Source organism: Thalassovita autumnalis (assembly GCF_001458255.1).
GTDB lineage: Bacteria > Pseudomonadota > Alphaproteobacteria > Rhodobacterales > Rhodobacteraceae > Thalassobius > Thalassobius autumnalis.
In genome coordinates, this window is record NZ_CYSB01000025.1 from 283,117 (window position 1) to 300,424 (window position 17,308).

The 17,308-nt window shown below is 59.3% G+C and carries 16 protein-coding genes; 7 read left to right on the plus strand and 9 right to left on the minus strand.

The genetic code is table 11. The annotated features are described in order from the left end of the window. Positions 1-6 precede the first annotated feature (6 nt). Positions 7-591, minus strand: a complete 585-nt coding sequence (locus tag TL5118_RS07380) for an invasion associated locus B family protein (protein WP_058242011.1) — start codon at positions 589-591, stop codon at positions 7-9. 469 nt (positions 592-1,060) lie between these two features. On the opposite strand from TL5118_RS07380, the gene TL5118_RS07385 reads away from it, so the two are divergent. Next, positions 1,061-2,611 carry a helicase HerA-like domain-containing protein gene (locus TL5118_RS07385; RefSeq protein WP_058242091.1) on the plus strand — a complete coding sequence of 517 codons (1,551 nt, stop codon included), beginning with the start codon at positions 1,061-1,063 and terminating at the stop codon, positions 2,609-2,611. Positions 2,612-2,623: 12 nt separating this feature from the next. On the opposite strand, the gene TL5118_RS07390 is transcribed toward TL5118_RS07385, so the two are convergent. Continuing rightward, positions 2,624-3,502 carry a LysR family transcriptional regulator gene (locus tag TL5118_RS07390; protein WP_058242012.1) on the minus strand — a complete coding sequence of 293 codons (879 nt, stop codon included), beginning with the start codon at positions 3,500-3,502 and terminating at the stop codon, positions 2,624-2,626. A gap of 81 nt (positions 3,503-3,583) precedes the next feature. Here TL5118_RS07390 and TL5118_RS07395 point away from each other — a divergent pair, with 81 nt between their 5' ends. After that, a complete protein-coding gene (locus TL5118_RS07395) occupies positions 3,584-4,606 on the plus strand; it encodes a YeiH family protein (protein WP_058242013.1) in 1,023 nt (340 codons plus the stop codon). 223 nt (positions 4,607-4,829) lie between these two features. On the opposite strand, the gene TL5118_RS07400 is transcribed toward TL5118_RS07395, so the two are convergent. From TL5118_RS07400 to TL5118_RS07420, 5 genes are all read right to left on the minus strand, one after another. Then, complete coding sequence (locus TL5118_RS07400) at positions 4,830-6,176, minus strand: branched-chain amino acid ABC transporter permease (RefSeq protein ID WP_058242014.1); 1,347 nt, start codon at positions 6,174-6,176, stop codon at positions 4,830-4,832. Continuing rightward, entirely contained in the window at positions 6,173-7,183 is a 1,011-nt protein-coding gene (locus TL5118_RS07405) for a branched-chain amino acid ABC transporter permease (protein ID WP_058242015.1), read from the minus strand. Before TL5118_RS07405 ends, TL5118_RS07400 begins: the two co-directional genes overlap by 4 nt. A gap of 3 nt (positions 7,184-7,186) precedes the next feature. Next, on the minus strand, positions 7,187-8,011 hold the full coding sequence (locus TL5118_RS07410) for an ABC transporter ATP-binding protein (RefSeq protein WP_082626133.1): 825 nt from the start codon (positions 8,009-8,011) through the stop codon (positions 7,187-7,189). Beyond that, positions 8,008-8,790, minus strand: a complete 783-nt coding sequence (locus TL5118_RS07415; protein ID WP_058242016.1) for an ABC transporter ATP-binding protein — start codon at positions 8,788-8,790, stop codon at positions 8,008-8,010. Before TL5118_RS07415 ends, TL5118_RS07410 begins: the two co-directional genes overlap by 4 nt. 161 nt (positions 8,791-8,951) lie before the next feature. Further along, positions 8,952-10,142, minus strand: a complete 1,191-nt coding sequence (locus TL5118_RS07420; RefSeq protein WP_058242017.1) for an ABC transporter substrate-binding protein — start codon at positions 10,140-10,142, stop codon at positions 8,952-8,954. A 224-nt stretch (positions 10,143-10,366) separates the two neighbouring features. Between TL5118_RS07420 and TL5118_RS07425 the strand changes: the two genes are divergently transcribed. Further along, on the plus strand, positions 10,367-11,503 hold the full coding sequence (locus TL5118_RS07425; RefSeq protein ID WP_058242093.1) for a PQQ-dependent sugar dehydrogenase: 1,137 nt from the start codon (positions 10,367-10,369) through the stop codon (positions 11,501-11,503). Between the two features lie 12 nt (positions 11,504-11,515). On the opposite strand, the gene TL5118_RS07430 is transcribed toward TL5118_RS07425, so the two are convergent. After that, positions 11,516-12,520: a GlxA family transcriptional regulator gene (locus TL5118_RS07430; RefSeq protein WP_058242018.1), complete on the minus strand. Its 1,005-nt coding sequence runs from the start codon at positions 12,518-12,520 to the stop codon at positions 11,516-11,518. 211 nt (positions 12,521-12,731) lie between these two features. Between TL5118_RS07430 and TL5118_RS07435 the strand changes: the two genes are divergently transcribed. Beyond that, positions 12,732-14,099, plus strand: coding sequence for a class II 3-deoxy-7-phosphoheptulonate synthase (locus TL5118_RS07435; RefSeq protein ID WP_058242019.1), 1,368 nt, complete (start codon positions 12,732-12,734; stop codon positions 14,097-14,099). 101 nt (positions 14,100-14,200) lie between these two features. On the opposite strand, the gene TL5118_RS07440 is transcribed toward TL5118_RS07435, so the two are convergent. After that, entirely contained in the window at positions 14,201-14,908 is a 708-nt protein-coding gene (locus tag TL5118_RS07440) for a PAS domain-containing protein (protein WP_058242020.1), read from the minus strand. Positions 14,909-15,160: 252 nt separating this feature from the next. On the opposite strand from TL5118_RS07440, the gene TL5118_RS07445 reads away from it, so the two are divergent. From TL5118_RS07445 to TL5118_RS07455, 3 genes are read left to right on the plus strand one after another with little or no spacing between them, the layout of a single operon-like run. Then, on the plus strand, positions 15,161-16,075 hold the full coding sequence (locus TL5118_RS07445; RefSeq protein WP_058242021.1) for a YicC/YloC family endoribonuclease: 915 nt from the start codon (positions 15,161-15,163) through the stop codon (positions 16,073-16,075). Positions 16,076-16,084: 9 nt separating this feature from the next. Further along, positions 16,085-16,735, plus strand: coding sequence for a guanylate kinase (gmk, locus tag TL5118_RS07450; RefSeq protein WP_058242022.1), 651 nt, complete (start codon positions 16,085-16,087; stop codon positions 16,733-16,735). Then, a complete protein-coding gene (locus tag TL5118_RS07455) occupies positions 16,732-17,259 on the plus strand; it encodes a gamma carbonic anhydrase family protein (protein ID WP_058242023.1) in 528 nt (175 codons plus the stop codon). Before gmk ends, TL5118_RS07455 begins: the two co-directional genes overlap by 4 nt. Positions 17,260-17,308 lie beyond the last annotated feature (49 nt).

The following is a 17,308-nucleotide window of genomic DNA, read 5'->3' on the forward strand; positions in this document are numbered from 1 at the left end:
GTCGCTTTACGGTTTGACCTCGGCGGTGACCTTGTCAAAGCCGGCGGTGAAGCCGCTCAGCGACATCTTCAGATCCACACGCTGGTCGGGTGCAACGAAGGGCACCAGCGAAACGATGGCACCTGCACCCCGTTTGAACGCATCAATATCGCCCTGTGTCAAACCGATACGGGCATAACAGCCCAGCGGATCACAGACCGAAAACGGGTAGCGGCGCGGCTGGTTGGCATCAACCATGATGGTCAGCTGCGCGGTCAGCAGGGTTTCCAGCGGCACCGCAACGATCGCACCGGCAACAGCCTGGCCACCAGCGGGCAGGCGGAAGATGCGAACATTCGCGACCTGATTGCCCTCAGCGCCATAAAGCGGCTGCAGCAGCTGACAGGGTTCGGTTTCAAGGTTGGCGCGGAAACACTCCAGCTTCCAATCACCGCTTTCTTCGCGAATGTAGGATTGCGGCTCCACCGGGGTGCCCATCGCCAGACCGTCCTGTGCGGTTTCCGGGGTCTGCTCAGCGGTCTCTTGCGCCAGCGCCGCGCCGCCAAGGGTCAGCGCTGCCATCAAAGACAGGGTTTTGGACAGTTTGTTCATCAAAAGGTTCCACCCAAGAAGTCATTTTTCTGCTCAAGCTCTACCATGTGCCGAAAGCCTCTGTCAGGCTGAAACTGCAGCGAAATACGCGCAAACAGCAAGAACCTGCCGACTTTTGTATCTAACGTGAGCTTTGGGCGGCAAATATCTGGAATATCGAATAGAAAAAGGGGCCGCGAACTGGCCCCTTTTCCATATTTTTGCTCCCCGTCGGACTGGCCGACTTAGTCATTGACTGAACGCTAGGATTTTTCAACCTCAGCGTCAACAGGCAGAGCATGGTTTTTTCGTCAAAAAAAAGACGCCGCTCTGAAACGATCAGAGCGGCCAGTCTGACAGGGAGGAAGTCACCCACCTGCAATGGACATGAGAGGTGGGTCAGGTCACTATGCAGCAAAGGTGTTAACAGAGTATGTGTCCTGCGTACGAACTGGCCGCACGGACCATACAGGCAGCATTGGGGGCTGAATTGAGCGAATCCATTTTTATCGGCGGTGGCGGTGAGGCTTATGGCGAAAAACAGGGGCTGACCCTGAAATATGCCAACCGGCATGGCCTAATCGCAGGCGCCACCGGCACCGGCAAGACGGTGACCCTGCAAATCATGGCCGAAGGGTTTTCGGCGCAGGGCGTGCCGGTGTTCCTGTCTGATGTGAAGGGCGATCTGGCTGGTCTGGCCAAAGCAGGCAGCGCCACCGCCAAGCTACATGATGCCTTCACCTCACGTGCGGCCAAAATCGGGTTTGACGACTACAGTTATCAGGGTTTTCCGGTCACCTTCTGGGATCTTTTCGGCGACCAGGGGCACCCAGTGCGCACCACGGTTTCTGAGATGGGCCCGTTGCTACTGGCCCGCCTGCTGGAGCTGTCAGAGGCGCAGGAAGGTGTGTTGAACATCGCCTTCCGTCTGGCGGATGAACAGGGGCTGCCTTTGCTGGATCTTAAGGATCTGCAGGCGCTTCTGGTCTGGCTGGGGGCAAACCGGGGTGAGATTGCGCTGCGCTATGGCAATGTCTCCACCGCCTCCATCGGGGCCATTCAGCGGCGGCTTCTGGTTCTGGAAAATCAAGGGGCCACTCAATTATTTGGCGAACCTGCGCTGGATCTGGCGGATCTGATGCGCTGCGATGCTGACGGGCGCGGGAGGGTCAATATCCTTGCGGCGGACAAATTGATGGGCGCGCCGCGTCTCTATGCAACCTTCCTGCTGTGGCTGCTGTCGGAACTTTTTGAGCAGCTGCCTGAGGTGGGTGATCCTGACAAACCCAAGCTGGTCTTCTTCTTCGATGAGGCACATCTGTTGTTTGAGGACGCCCCAAAGGCGCTGGTCGATAAGGTGGAGCAGGTGGCGCGTCTGATCCGGTCCAAAGGGGTGGGCGTCTATTTCGTCACCCAGAACCCCGACGATGTGCCCGAGGATATTCTCGGGCAGCTGGGCAACCGGGTACAGCACGCGCTACGCGCGTTCACCGCCCGTGACCGCAAAGCCCTGCGCATGGCGGCAGAGACCTACCGTGACAACCCACGCTTTGACACCGAGGAGGCGATCCGTGAGGTCGGCGTCGGGGAGGCGGTGACCTCTTTCCTGGCCAAGAAGGGCGTGCCGGGCATTGTTGAACGCACCTTGATCCGCCCGCCATCGTCGCAGCTGGGGCCAATCACCAGAGCAGAACGGCAGGGTGTAATCGATGGATCCGATCTGTCGGGCAAATATGAGGACCGTATCGACCGCGACAGCGCCTATGAAATGCTGAAACGTCGGGCAGAAGCCGCCGCGCAGGAGGCTGAAGCCGCCGAAGCCGAGGAAGAGACCGCAGAGCCGATGGTGCGTGAGTTCCGTGCCGCGCGTCGGTTCAGTGGTAGCCGGGTTGGGCGGTCCTCCTCACGCAGTCTGCGCAGCAACCGCCGTGGGGACACGGTGACCGAAGCCCTGGGCAAGGCGCTGGTGAAAGAACTTAGCGGCACAACCGGGCGCCGTCTGGTGCGCGGCGTTCTGGGCGGCTTGTTCAAGGGCCGCTAAGCGTCACGGCCATCAAAGCACATCCAGCAAAGCCCGCACCGCGCGGGTTTTGTACCGTTTCGGGTGGCTCAACACCGCAAAGACCCGCGCGGGATGCGCCACCCAGGTCACCCGCCGCATGGCCAATCCCCGCCCCTTGGCCGCGCCAACCGCACGGGCCGACAGCATGGTCACATAGGGGCCTGCCGCCACCGCCGCCAGCACCGCCTCATTCGAAGGCAGCTCCAGCGCCACCTCAAGGTTGGCAACCGACAGGCCCATTTCGGCCAGATGCGCCTCAGTCTCACTGCGGGTGCCGGACCCGTCTTCGCGCAGGATCCACTGCATCTGCACGTAATCCTCGGCGCCGAAGTCTTCCGCGCGCGCCATCGGATGATCGCGGGCCATGACCAGCACCAGTTCATCGCGTGCCACCACCTGCCGGTGCAGATCACTGTCGGGCAGGGCACCTTCGACAAAGCCAAGATCGGCCTCACCCTTGGCAACAGCCTCGGCTGCTTGGGCAGTATTACCGACGTGCAGATCGATGCTGACACCGGGATGACGTTCATGCAGCAACATCAGCCGGGGCGGCAACCAATAGCTGGCCACCGTCTGGCTGGCCTGAATGCGCAGGGACCCACGGGTTTCCTGACTAAGGTCACCCAGCACCTGCCGCGTCACCTCAGCCTCCTGCTGCAGCCGTCTGGCCTGCGGCACAAAGGCCTCACCCGCCTGTGTCAGCGCAATGCCACGCCCCACGCGATCAAACAGCTTCACCCCATGTTGGCTTTCCAAGGTGGAAATGGCGGAGGACACGGCGCTTTGCGTCATGTTCAGAATCTCAGCGGCACGGGTCACATGGCGACGTTCCGCCACGGCGAGGAATATTTTGATCTGATCCAGGGTCATGCCCAAATCATCGACAAAATCGAACGATTTAACAAGATCAATAAATTAGAAGAATGAGATGAACGCTGTCATAAAATCGCAATGACAGCCCAGAATACTTTCCCATCAGAACTGCCTTTGGCAAAACATATCATCCGCCACCTGCCGGGTGTTGCCCTTGTTGCGGCGCTGGCCGCAGGGGCGATGTGGCTGAAACAAGCGGTGGATTTGCCCCTGCTGGGGCCGATGGTGATTGCGATGATCCTTGGTGTTGCGGTGCGCAACTCCGTGGGGCTGATGACCTGGGCCGAGGATGGCATCTGCCTGTCGCAACGGCCGCTGATGCGGTTGGGCATCGTGCTGCTGGGGTTGCAGCTGAGCATCGGTCAGATCTGGCAGGCCGGCGCACCGGTGTTTCTGGGCATTGCTGTTCTGCTGTTTGCAACCTTCTGGTCAACGCAGGTAATTGGCCGATGGCTGGGCGTCGCCCCGGATCTTGCGCGGCTGATCGGTGCGGGTACTGCGGTCTGTGGTGCTTCAGCGATTATGGCGGTGCAGGGCGCACGCCCGGGCAGCAACAGCGATCTGGCCTACGCGATTGCCTGCGTGACGCTGTTTGGCACCCTGTCGATGCTGGGTCTGCCGCTGATGGCAATGGCTTTTGGTCTGGACGGTCAGGCTTACGGTCTGTGGGCCGGTGCTGCCATCCATGAGGTTGGTCAGGTTGTCGGTGCAACGGACAGCTACAGCGCTGAGGCGCAGCAATGGGGCATGATGGCCAAGCTGAGCCGGGTCCTGCTGCTGGCGCCGCTGATTGTCCTGCTGACCGGTTTTGGCCGTGGTCCGGTTGATCCTTCTGCGAAAAAGCCAAGCCCGCTGCCGCTCTTCGTGGTCGGCTTTGCGGCAATGATGGTGCTGAACTCAACCGTGGCGCTGCCTGTTGCCGCGCTGGAGGCCGGTTCATTGATCTCTGGCTTCTTCCTGACCATGGCGCTTGCTGCGATGGGGCTGGGCACCGATATCGCGGCTTTGAGGCGCGAAGGGCTGCGGCCCCTGGCGCTCGGGGCTTTTGCCACTGTTTTTGTCACCCTCGGCGCGCTGGCGCTGGTTGTTCTGACGCAATAATCCGAGATTTCAACGCTCTGGCCATACCTTCCCGGAGTTCCGGGAGGGGCAGGGGTTTTGCATGCTTCCCTACCGGGATTCCCAAACAAGCATACACGCTCTGTGAAACATGCAAAGTGGGGCAACGCCTGCCTGCACCCACCCCAAGTGACTTCGCCAAATGGAAACACCCAACAAAAAAGGGCCCCATCCGGGGCCCTTCTGCAATCATAGATCACTCTGTTCACTTCTCAGGGATCAGGCCCCGTGGACTGAACCGCAGCACCAGCAGCAGTACGATGCCCATGGTCATCAGACGCATATAGGCGGCACTGCCTTTCAGATGCTCCTTCAGCGCGTTGCCATCCGGCAGGCCAGAGGTCAGCGCATCCAGCAACCAGGTGCCCATCGGCTCCACCTGGATCCACAGGAAGTAGATCAGGAAGCCACCCAGCACTGCACCGAAGTTGTTGCCAGACCCGCCAACAATCACCATCAGCCAGATCAGGAAGGTGAAGCGCAGCGGCTGATAACTGCCAGGGGTCAGCTGACCGTCCAGCGTGGTCATCATCGCGCCAGCAACACCACAGATGGCCGAACCGAGGATGAAAATCTGCAGGTGCCGTTTGGTCACGTCCTTACCCATGGCACGGGCTGCAACTTCATTGTCGCGGATCGCACGCATCATCCGGCCCCAGGGTGATTTCAACGCCAGCTGCGCCATCACCAGGATCACCACCAAAACGACCGAGAACAGGCCGGCATAAAGCGTCTTGATCCACAGGGTCGACGCGGTGGTCGGATCCAGCCCCAGAGAGGTTGCACGCTCCACGAAGGAGCTGCTGTCCTGCAGAGTCACCTCATAGGGAACCGGGCGCGGCAGGCCAGATACGTTTTTCACGCCACGGGCCAGCCAATCTTCGTTTTTCATCACCGCGATGATGATCTCAGCAATGCCCAGCGTTGCGATCGCCAGATAGTCTGACCGCAGACCAAGGGCCGTTTTGCCGATGACCCAGGCAGCACCTGCCGCCAGCAAACCACCCACCGGCCAGGCCAGCAGGACAAACAGATCCGCCTGACGCACCGAAGCGTCACGCCCAACCGCCAGCCAGTTCAGACCACCCAGGTTGCCATGCATCGCCGGGTTGATCGCCTCCACAGCGGCAACCGCAGGGTCAAACACCGCGCGGTAGATGAAGAAGCCGATGATCAACGTGGCCAGAACGGCGATGGTGCGGGTGCGACCTGCGGGCAGGCGGGTGTAGACCAGCACAGTGGCCACCACCGTTGCGGCCCCCAGAACCAGCGCCAGCAGGATCTGGAAGCCACCCGCACTCCAGGCGCCTTCAACGGGTTTTGCACCGATCAGAACCGTCGCCAGACCACCAAGGGCGACAAAGCCCATGACACCGACGTTGAACAGACCGGCAAAACCCCATTGCAGGTTCACCCCCAGCGCCATGATCGCCGAGATCAGCGCCATGTTGAGGATGGTCAGCGAGGCATTCCAGCTTTGAAAAATACCGGAGAGCACAAAGAGTGCCGCCACCAGCGCGAAAAGAGCGGTGTTTTTGGTTGTCTCGCTCATACCGATTTCCCCTTGAACAGACCGGTCGGCTTGAACAGCAGCACCACCACAAGGATCGCAAAGCTGACAGCGAATTTATAATCGGTCGACAAAAGCTGCACGAGGCTGGAAGGCTCCAGGTTTTCCGGCAGCAGATATTTCAGCACTTTCTTCCAGGCATAGGTGATCGTGACCTCGGAAAAGGCGATCACAAAGCCCCCGGCGATGGCGCCCAGCGGGTTGCCAAGACCACCAACAATTGCGGCCGCAAAAATCGGCAGCAGCAGCTGGAAGTAAGTGAAGGGTTTGAAGGTCTTATCCAGACCGTATAGCGTGCCTGCCACAGTGGCCAGCGCCGCAACGATCAGCCAGGTGTACAGCACCACACGTTCCGGGTTGATCCCCGACAGCAACGCCAGATCTTCATTGTCCGAATAGGCGCGCATCGATTTGCCGGTGCGGGTCTTGTTCAGGAACCAGAACAGCAGCGCCACCACGATGATCGCCGTAACAACGGTGATGCCTTGGGTGGTGCGGATTGCCAGACCTTCGGAAAGGCCCGTCATCTGCTTGAATTCACGTACGGAAATGATGAACCGCTCACCATCGGCAAAACGCTGATCGTTCGGGCCGATGATGAAGCGTACAAGGCCGTTCATGATGAACATGACACCCATCGACACGATCACCAGGATGACCGGCTTGGCCTTTTGCTGACGATAGAACCGATAAACGGCGCGGTCGGTGACCAGCACCAGCACCATACAGCCAAGGATGCCGAAGGGCAGGGCCAGCAGAGCGGTCGGCAACGGGCCAAGGCTGAGGCCCCAGCTTTGGAACAGGTAGGTCACCAGCACCACAACCATGGTGCCAAAGGCCATCGTGTCGCCATGGGCGAAGTTGGAAAAGCGCAAGATACCGTAGATCAGCGTCACGCCAAGCGCGCCAAGCGCCAGCTGGCTGCCATAGGCAACGGCCGGGATCAGCACAAAGTTGGAAAGCACCACAAGGGCGTTCAGGAAGTCCATGTCTTAACCCCCAAGGAAAGATTGGCGCACTTCCGGATCGGCCAGCAGATCTTTGCCGGTGCCGGTGTGGGCGTTGCGACCTTGGACAAGAACATATCCTTTGTCCGCGATTTCAAGGGCTTGGCGGGCGTTTTGTTCCACCATCAGGATCGAGATGCCAGTGCGGGCGACCTCAATGATCCGGTCAAACAATTCATCCATCACGATGGGCGACACGCCTGCGGTCGGCTCATCCAACAGCAACACCTTGGGCTGGGTCATCAGCGCGCGGCCCACGGCCACCTGCTGACGTTGCCCCCCCGAAAGTTCCCCCGCTGGCTGGCGCCGTTTGTCGCGCAGGATCGGGAACAGGTCATAGATCTGTTCGATGGTCTGGCGGTAATCGTCCTTGCGGATGAAGGCGCCCATCTCAAGGTTTTCTTCCACCGTCATTGAGGTGAAGATGTTTGAGGTTTGCGGCACGAAGCCCATGCCCGCCGCAACCCGCGCCTGCGGGGTCAGGCCAGTGATATCTGTGCCGTCCAGACGGACCGAGCCCTGACGCAGATGCAACATGCCAAAGGTGGCTTTCATCGCGGTGGATTTGCCGGCGCCGTTGGGGCCAACGATAACCGCGATCTCACCCTTGTTCACCGCAATGGTGCAATCGTGCAAAATGTCTGGGCCGGATTTGCCATACCCACCGGTCATGCTGTCGCCGATCAGAAAGGCCTCATCGGTGCTCATGGCGTGGTCGGTGCCGGTCGAAACCTGCATCGTGCCCCCGCCTGTTTTGGTGATCGAAGCATCTTTGTTGCCGCGATCGTCTTGGTAGGGATTGTTGCTCATGCGCCCACCTTGTCCTTGTTTTTCAGGCCGGTGCCCAGATAGGCCTCGATCACCTGTTCGTTCGCCTTGATCTCGGCTAGGGTGCCCTCGGCCAGAACCTTGCCCTCGGCCATACAAATGACCGGGTTACACAGGCGTTCGATAAAATCCATGTCGTGCTCAATCACCACGAATGTGTAGCCGCGTTCTTCGTTCAGCTGCTTGATCGCATCCGCAATGGTATATAGCAGCGTCCGGTTCACGCCGGCGCCCACCTCATCCAGGAAGACGATCTTGGCGTCGACCATCATGGTGCGGCCCAGTTCCAGCAGTTTTTTCTGACCGCCCGAAATTTCACCCGCCTTCAGATCGGCGATATGGCTGATGGTCAGGAACTCCAGCACCTCATCAGCCTTGGCCCGCAGCGCGCGTTCCTCATCGGCGATGCGTTTGCGGCCAAACCATGTGTTCCACAAGGCTTCGCCCGACTGTCCGCCCGGCACCATCATCAGGTTTTCCCGGCAGGTCATTGAATGGAATTCATGGGCAATCTGGAAGGTCCGCAGCAGCCCCTTATGGAACAGCTCATGCGGCGGCAATCCGGTGATGTCCTCACCATCCATGGTGACCCGGCCCGAGGTGGGCGGCAAGACACCGGCGATGACGTTGAACAATGTGGTTTTTCCGGCACCATTTGGGCCAATCAGCCCGGTGATGGAGCCTTTTTCGATGGTGAGTGTCGCGCCATCTACGGCGTGAAATCCCCCGAAATGCTTATGGACGTCTTCTACGACGATCATGAAGCAGTTCCCCCGTCTTGGCGCATTGTTTGCGCCTGTTTGATTGGTGTGACGCGTTTTCGCGTCTGGTTTTACGCGCAGGGCGAGATTGCCCCGCTGTTGATGCAGCACAGCCCGGCACAGGGCCGGGCTGACTGAATTTTTACAGGAAAGCTAAAGGATTAGCGGTACTTAACCGTTTCCAGCTTGCCACCCTGAACTTCGATCTCACGGTAGCCGCCTGCGGCTTCACCGGGGCCGATCAGCTCAACCGCGGTTGCGCCGACATAGTCGATGTCACCACCAGCTGCCAGGATCTCCAGGCCTTTGGCCAGTTCACCCGGGTAGATCTTTTCGCCCGGAGCGTTGGCTACCATTTCCACTTTGGATTTGTAGTCGCCCGGCTCAACCGACCCTGCGGCCTGCATGGCCAGCATGATCAGCGCTGCAGCGTCGTAGCTTTCACCCACATAGGGGCCCGAAGCATCAACACCGGTGGCGGCCACTTTTTCAACAACCATCGAGGCGTCTGCAGCGTCGCTGCCCGGCGCGGTGCCGATCGAGCCTTCGATTTCATCGCCGAAGGTGGTTTCCAGGTTCGGGCCGATCATACCGTCGGGCAGAACGAAGGTGTCAAATGCACCGGTGTCCAGTGCCGCACGGATCACGCCCGGGCCACCCTGGTCAACATAGCCTGCAACAACCAGCGCGTCGCCGCCGGCCGAAGCCAGCGCGCCAACTTCAGCCGAGTAATCAGCTTTGCCGTCTTCGTGGGCGGTGGTGGTGGTCACGGTGCCGCCAGCAGCTGCGTAAGCCGCGGCGAAGCTGTCCGCCAGACCTTTACCGTAGTCGTTGTTGGTGTAGGTCACAGCCACTTCGCTGATGCCTTTTTCCATCAGCACGTCAGCCAGAACCTGACCCTGACGCGCATCCGACGGGGCGGTGCGGAAGAACAGGCCGTTGTCTTCAGCGGCGGACAGGGCAGGCGAGGTCGCCGAAGGCGAAATCATCACAGTGCCGTTTGCCAGTGCAACGTTCGACAGGATTGCGCCGGTAACACCCGAGCAGTCAGCGCCCATGATACCTTTGACGCCGTCCGAGGTGACCAGACGTTCTGCAGCTGCGGTTGCAGCGCCTGAGTCGATGCAGGTCGAGTCAGCGCGTACGGGCATGACAGTCTTGCCGCCCAGCAGTTTGCCGCTTTCGGAAACTTCGCTCATCGCCAGTTCCGCGCCGCCTGCCATGGCAGGGGTCAGCGATTCAATCGGGCCTGTGAAGCCCAGGATGATACCCAGTTTAACAGCGTGGTCATCTGCCATTGCGCCGCCAGCCATAAGCGCGGTCGCGGCCGAAGCCATCAGAAACTTTTTCATGATTTTCTCCCAAGTTGGAACTTAAGTCCGGATTCGACCCTATCTCCGGATTCTGGAAAAGAAAAGCACCCTTGAACGGGGTTTTTGATCACAAATTCTGAGTTCCGCGAGGGCAGATATAAGAATGTTTGTTGAAAGAGTGCCGGGGCGTACTAAACTTAGTCAACGGCCCCTTCCCGCACTGAATGTTCGACCCGATTGAAACAAAGCTGCGAGATGCTGAGATGAGCGAGACGACACCCCGGACAAAGGCCCGGCCGCATCCCCTAGGGATCGGGTTCGTCTCGTTCAGCCTGATGTTGCTGGCCTGGGTCATGCTCGTTGCGACACCGGCCCGTTCGGTGGAGTACAACATCGATAAGGTAGCTGATGGTTTCGTCGTGCCCTGGTCGCTGGCCTTTTTGCCTGATGGCGGTTTTCTGGTCACTGAACGTGATGGTGCCCTCTGGCAAGTTGCACCGGATGGGACGCGTCAGCAGATCAAAGGGCTGCCGGATATCACCGCGATCGGGCAGGGCGGCCTGCTGGATGTGGTCGCTGCTGAGGATTTCAGCTCCTCCCGCCGCATCTTCCTCAGCTACACTACGGATGTTCCGGGGGGCGCAGGCACAGCCATGGCCACCGCGATCCTGCCTGAAGGGTCTGACCGGCTCGAACGTGTGTTCCGCATTTTCCAACTGCAGCGGGGAAACCAGAACGGGCGCCACTTTGGCGGTCGGATTGTGAAAACCGCGGATGGCCATCTGTTCCTGACAGTTGGCGACATGGGCGAAGCACGTGAAGCGCAAAATGTTGGCTCCCATTGGGGCAAGATCCTCCGCCTGCGCGTCGATGGCACCGTACCGCGCGACAACCCGTTTCAGATGCGCCGCAACGCGCTGCCTGAGATCTGGAGCCTTGGCCATCGCAACCCGCAGGGTCTGACTCTCACCCGTGAAGGGGCTCTGGTGTCCTCGGAACATGGCGCCAAGGGCGGGGATGAGTTGAACTGGATTGAAGCAGGCGCCAACTATGGCTGGCCGGTCATTTCCTACGGCACCCACTACGATGGCCGTAAGATCGGCGAGGGCACAGAAAAACGCGGCATGCGCCAACCACTGATCTATTGGGATCCCTCCATCGCGCCCTCTGGCATGATGGTTTATGAGGGCGAAATGTTCCCGGAATGGCGCGGCGATCTGTTTGTCGGCTCGTTAAAGTTTGACTATATCGCACAGGTTGCCGGCAAAGGTCTGACCCAGGTGAGTCAGATAAAAACAAATGAGACCCAGAGGGTCCGCGACGTGCGCGAAGCCCCTGATGGATCCATCTGGTTTCTGAGCGAAGGAAATGGCGCCGTTTACCGTTTGTGGCGCCCCTGATCCCGCGATCCCTTATTCTTCGACCTTCATCATCTGGCTGCCGCGTTCCCGGTACGGGGTGGTGTTGTAATGCGAGCGATAGCATTTGGAAAAATGCGAAGGCGAGGCAAAGCCACAGGCCAGCGCCACGTTGATCACGCTCATATCCGTCTGCATCAGCAGATTGCGCGCCTTCTGCAGGCGTAGCTCCATATAATAGCGTTTTGGGGAGCGGTTCAGGTAGCGGCGGAACAAACGCTCCAGCTGGCGGGTCGACATGCCAACATCCTTGGCCAGCAGCGATGGGCTGATCAGCTCCTCGATATTGGCTTCCATCATCTGAATCACCTGGCTCAGCTTCGGGTGACGTACCCCGATGCGGGTGGGCACCGACAGGCGTAACGGATCCTGATCGGTCCGGATCGAGGAATAGATCAACTGATCCGCCACCGCATTCGCCAGCTCCTCGCCATGGTCGGCCGCAATCAGGGACAGCATCAGATCCAGCGAAGCCGTGCCGCCCGCCGCTGTCATCCGGTTGCCGGACACCACAAAAACCGACTTGGTCAGCTCAACATCAAGAAACTCTTCTTCAAAGCTGTCTTGATGTTCCCAATGAATGGTGGCGCGTTTGCCGTCCAGCAGGCCAGATTTGGCCAGCGCATAGGCGCCAGTACACAGGCTGCCGACGCTGATGCCACGCCGGGCTTCGCGCCGCAGCCAGGAAATCAGCCGTTTTGAGGTGTTGGAACGCACATCAACGCCACCGCACAAAAGTAGCCGGTCTTCACGGCCCAATTCGCCCAGATCACTGTCCATATTAAAGGCAACCCCAGATGAACTGGTGACCGTTTCACCGCCTTCGCCCTGTAACTCCCATTGATAAAGCTCTTTGCCTGCGGTGTAATTCGCGATCCTCAGACAATCGAGCGCCGCCGCAAAGGGCAGCAGCGTGAACTGCTCAAGAAGAACAAAAACAACTTTTTTAGGGTGCTCTCCGACCGGAGGGGCAGAGCGCGAGATGCGGTTTGGGTCCATCGACGTATCCTTGCCAAAGAGGAAACGACAGAAACAGGTTTGCGCCCCGGGTGCAAGAGGTTGCAAACATCGAATGGCTCAATCTTAACAACGCGCTGCTAGAACAACAATAGAACCTGTTAGCGCACGCATTTTTACAATTCCTTTATGGTCAGCCCCGATCTTGTTCGATATAGAAAGGCGACGCCCAAATACCCGATCGGAGGATAGAATGAACGATTGGCAAAAAACCGACTGGCGCAGCAAGCCACGGGTCCAGATGCCTGACTATACTGACGCCGCCGCTCTGAATGCGGTTGAGGCGCAGCTGTCGAAATATCCGCCGCTGGTTTTTGCCGGTGAAGCGCGCAAGCTGAAGGCCCAGCTGGGCGCGGCGTCGCGCGGCGAGGCGTTCCTGCTGCAGGGTGGCGATTGCGCCGAAAGCTTTGATCAGTTCTCGGCTAATGGCATCCGCGACACCTTCAAGGTGATGCTGCAGATGGCGATGGTGCTGACCTATGGTGCCAAAGTACCTGTGGTCAAGGTCGGCCGGATGGCAGGCCAGTTCGCCAAACCCCGTTCGGCACCCACCGAAACCGTCGATGGGGTGGAACTGCCCAGCTACCGCGGTGATATCATCAATGAGCTGGATTTTACCTCCGCCGCCCGAATTCCCGATCCGAAAAAGATGCTGCAGGCCTACACCCAGGCTGCTGCAACTTTGAACCTGCTGCGCGCCTTCTCGACCGGTGGTTATGCAGATGTGCATCAGGTGCACCAGTGGACGCTGGGCTTCACTGAGGGCGAAAAGGCTGCGAAATACCGCGATATGGCCAACCGCATCAGCGACACGCTGGACTTCATGCGCGCTGCCGGTGTGGACAGCGATCGCGCCCACACACTGCAGACCGTGGATTTCTACACCAGCCATGAATCGCTGCTGCTGGAATACGAAGAGGCGCTGACCCGTCTTGATTCCACCTCTGGCAAGTGGCTGGCAGGCTCGGGCCATATGATCTGGATTGGCGACCGCACCCGTCAGCCCGATGGCGCCCATGTTGAATTTGCCCGTGGTGTGATGAACCCGGTTGGCCTGAAATGCGGCCCGACCACCACCGCTGAGGATCTGAAGGTCCTGATGCAGAAGCTGAACCCGGAAAACGAAGAGGGCAAACTGACCCTGATTGCCCGTTTCGGTGCCGGCAAAGTGGGTGAACATCTGCCCCGTCTGATTCGTGCCGTTGAAGAAGAAGGTGCCAAGGTTCTGTGGACCTGTGACGCGATGCACGGCAATACGATCAAATCGGCCACCGGCTATAAGACTCGTCCGTTCCAGTCGGTGCTGCAGGAGGTTCAGGAATTCTTCCAGATCCACCGCGCTGAAGGCACGGTTCCGGGGGGCGTTCATTTCGAAATGACCGGCCAGGACGTGACCGAATGCACCGGCGGCGTGCGCGAAGTCACCGAAGAGGATCTGTCAGATCGCTACCACACCGCCTGTGACCCGCGCCTCAATGCAAGCCAGTCTCTGGAGCTGGCCTTCCTGGTGGCCGAGGAACTGTCGGCCCTGCGCGAAGATCGCCCCGCCAAGGCTGTTTAAGCCCTAGGTCACAGATCAGTTCACGCAAAGCGAAAGCGCCCCATTGCCGGGGCGCTTTTCGTTTTTGCCACATTTGTTTTTCTCAGGGTGGCGTTAACCATTCAGCCTTCGGTTTTCACCAACCTCAGATGCGGAGGCCTGATGGGTTGTGCCATGTCTTGGACAGGCTCGCGCGCCACAAAGACTGCGCTCGCCTCAGCAAATCCGACCGCCTGTTGGGGTTCCGGCAGCAAGGAATGCCCTGACAGTACCCGCAACCGGTGGCCGGCCAGTTGGAAATGCCGCGGCGTCTCACCGATGACACCTTTATAGGACATCGTGCCAAGAATGCGGGTGCTGTGCCCGCGGTCATCACTCAGCGGCCAGAGGGTCATTCGCCCCTCAAGCAGGGGCTTGCCACGGCCCCGTTCGGCGCTGAGTGTCATCTGAGCGATACCCGGTTTTGCGCAAACTGCCTCGGCCAGTTCATCAATCTCTTTGCGGTAATGCGGGGCAAACAGGCTGCCAAACGGCATGCCGCGCACCTCCATCCCTTGAAGATCATTGAAGATTTGCCCTGCCAACCGCAGCCGCGTCATGCCGGGTGCAATCCGCTCCAGAATAAAGGAATGGGCCAGCGCCCCCTCAATCCCGCGAGGATCAATATCTGCCCGGGCAGGCATCACCCGACCAGCCCGTTTGCCCTGCCAATAAGCGTCAATCTCAGCAATCTCAGGAAAGCGGCGATCCGACAGGAAGGGCGACATTTCGATAACGTTATCTTTCTGCTCCGCCTGCGCTGCGGGGCCGTGGTGATCCATCTCAAACATAAAACCGCCTCATCACTCTCGTCCAAACAACAGATGGGCCTCGGCCTCCAAAAGCGGTTAAGAAAACCCTAAGGCAGCAAAGGTTACCGATACCTTAATATGCCACGAGTTATTTCAAATTCGCCGAAATTCCGTTCGATTGGTTAACCGAACTGTTACAAAGATCGGGTAGTGTCACACGGTCTGATCCCCGGCGACAGGCACCTCAGTGGTATTCTCCCTTGCTGCGCAGCGCAGGCTGTGACCATATCAATGCGCGCAACCACGGAGGACAACGTGCTGCAATCAATGACAGGCTTTGCATCTGGCAAAGGGGAACTGGCCCCTTACAGCTGGACTTGGGAAATCCGCTCGGTCAATGCCAAGGGGCTCGATCTGCGCCTTCGGGTGCCGGATTGGATCGAAGGGTTGGAAACCACGCTGCGCGCCCGGCTGGGCAAGGCGATGGGGCGTGGCAATGTCACCCTGTCGCTGAAGGTGCAGCGCGAAGACAGCGGCGGCAGCCTGTCCCTGAACGGCGCGGCGCTCGACTCTATGCTGGAGGCGATGGCCACCGTCACCGCCCGTGCGGAGGCGAATGGCGTCGCACTGGCCCCGGTGACCGCCGTGGATCTGATGAACCTGCGCGGCGTGATGGAACAGGGCTCCAGCGAGGAAGAGACCAAAGCGCTTGGTGCGGCCGTGTTGCAAGGGTTTGAGCCGGTATTGCAGCAATTCCTGGACATGCGCGGCAACGAAGGGCGTGCCCTGCATGAGGTGCTGACACGCACCGTGGATGAGATCGAAACGCTGGTCGGTCAGGCAGAAGCGGCGATCGGCAATCGCAAAGAGGCGATGGAAGAAGCGCTGCGCGCCGCGCTAGCGCGGGTGATGCAGAATGTTGATACGATGGATGAGGACCGCCTGGCGCAGGAAATGGCGCTGGTTGCGGTGAAATCTGACGTGACCGAAGAATTGGACCGGCTGCACGCCCATATCGGCGCGGCGCGCGGTCTTTTGCAGGAACGCAAACCGGTGGGCCGCAAGCTGGACTTCCTGATGCAGGAATTTAACCGTGAGGCGAACACGCTCTGTTCGAAATCGCAAAATACCGCGTTGACGCGCATTGGTCTGGACCTCAAAACCGTGATCGACCAAATGCGTGAACAAGTACAGAATGTGGAGTAACCCAAGACCATGACCGCATCCACCTCCCGCCGCGGCCTGTTGATCATTCTGTCCTCGCCCTCGGGCGCGGGCAAATCGACCCTGACGCGCAAGCTGCGCGACTGGGATCCGACCATCCGGTTTTCCGTCTCAGCCACCACCCGTCAGCCGCGTCCCGGCGAAGAGGATGGTGTGCATTACCACTTCCTGACCGAAGACCACTTCAAACGTGATGTGGCTGAGGGTGAGATGCTGGAACATGCCCATGTCTTCGGCAACTTCTACGGCTCACCCAAAGGGCCGGTTCAGACCGCCATTGATGGTGGCGAAGATGTGTTGTTTGACATCGACTGGCAGGGTGCCCAACAAATCCGCAACTCGGCCCTTGGCGCGCATACGCTTTCGGTCTTTATCCTGCCGCCCTCGATCAAAGAGCTGCATCGCCGGCTGGTTAGCCGTGGTCAGGACAGCGATGAGGTGATCGCCAAGCGGATGCAGAAAAGCTGGGATGAGATCAGCCATTGGGGCAGCTATGACTATGTGCTGGTCAATGATGATCTGGACAAAACCGCTCAGGAGCTGACCACCATTGTCAGCGCCACCCGCCTGCGCCGCCTGCAGCAACCCGCCCTGATGGAGCATGTGCGCACGCTTCAGGCTGAATTTGAGGACATCCAATGACGCTCTACGCTCTGAATGACATCACGCCGAAAACGCCGGAGGATGGCGATTTCTGGATTGCGCCGGATGCCAATGTGATCGGCAATGTGGTGTTGGAAACCGCGACATCGATCTGGTTCGGCTGCACCCTGCGCGGTGACAACGAAGAGATCCGCATCGGTGCTGGCAGCAATGTGCAGGAAAACACGGTGATGCACACCGATATGGGGTTCCCGCTGATCATTGGTCAGGGCTGCACCATCGGGCATAAGGCGATGCTGCATGGCTGCACGATCGGCGACAATTCCCTGATCGGCATGGGGGCAACCGTGCTGAACGGCGCCAAGATCGGCAAGAACTGCCTGATTGGGGCAGGGGCCCTGATCACCGAAGGCAAGGAAATTCCGGACGGCTCGCTTGTCATGGGGGCACCGGGCAAGGTGGTGCGTCAGCTGGACGACAAAGCGATCGAAGGGCTGAAACACTCCGCGCTTGGCTATCAGCTGAACATGCGCCGGTTCCGCGCGGAATTGAAACCGGTCTGACAGAAACCGCAGCATCGCCCTGATGTGATCTGCGCCTGAGGAAACCACC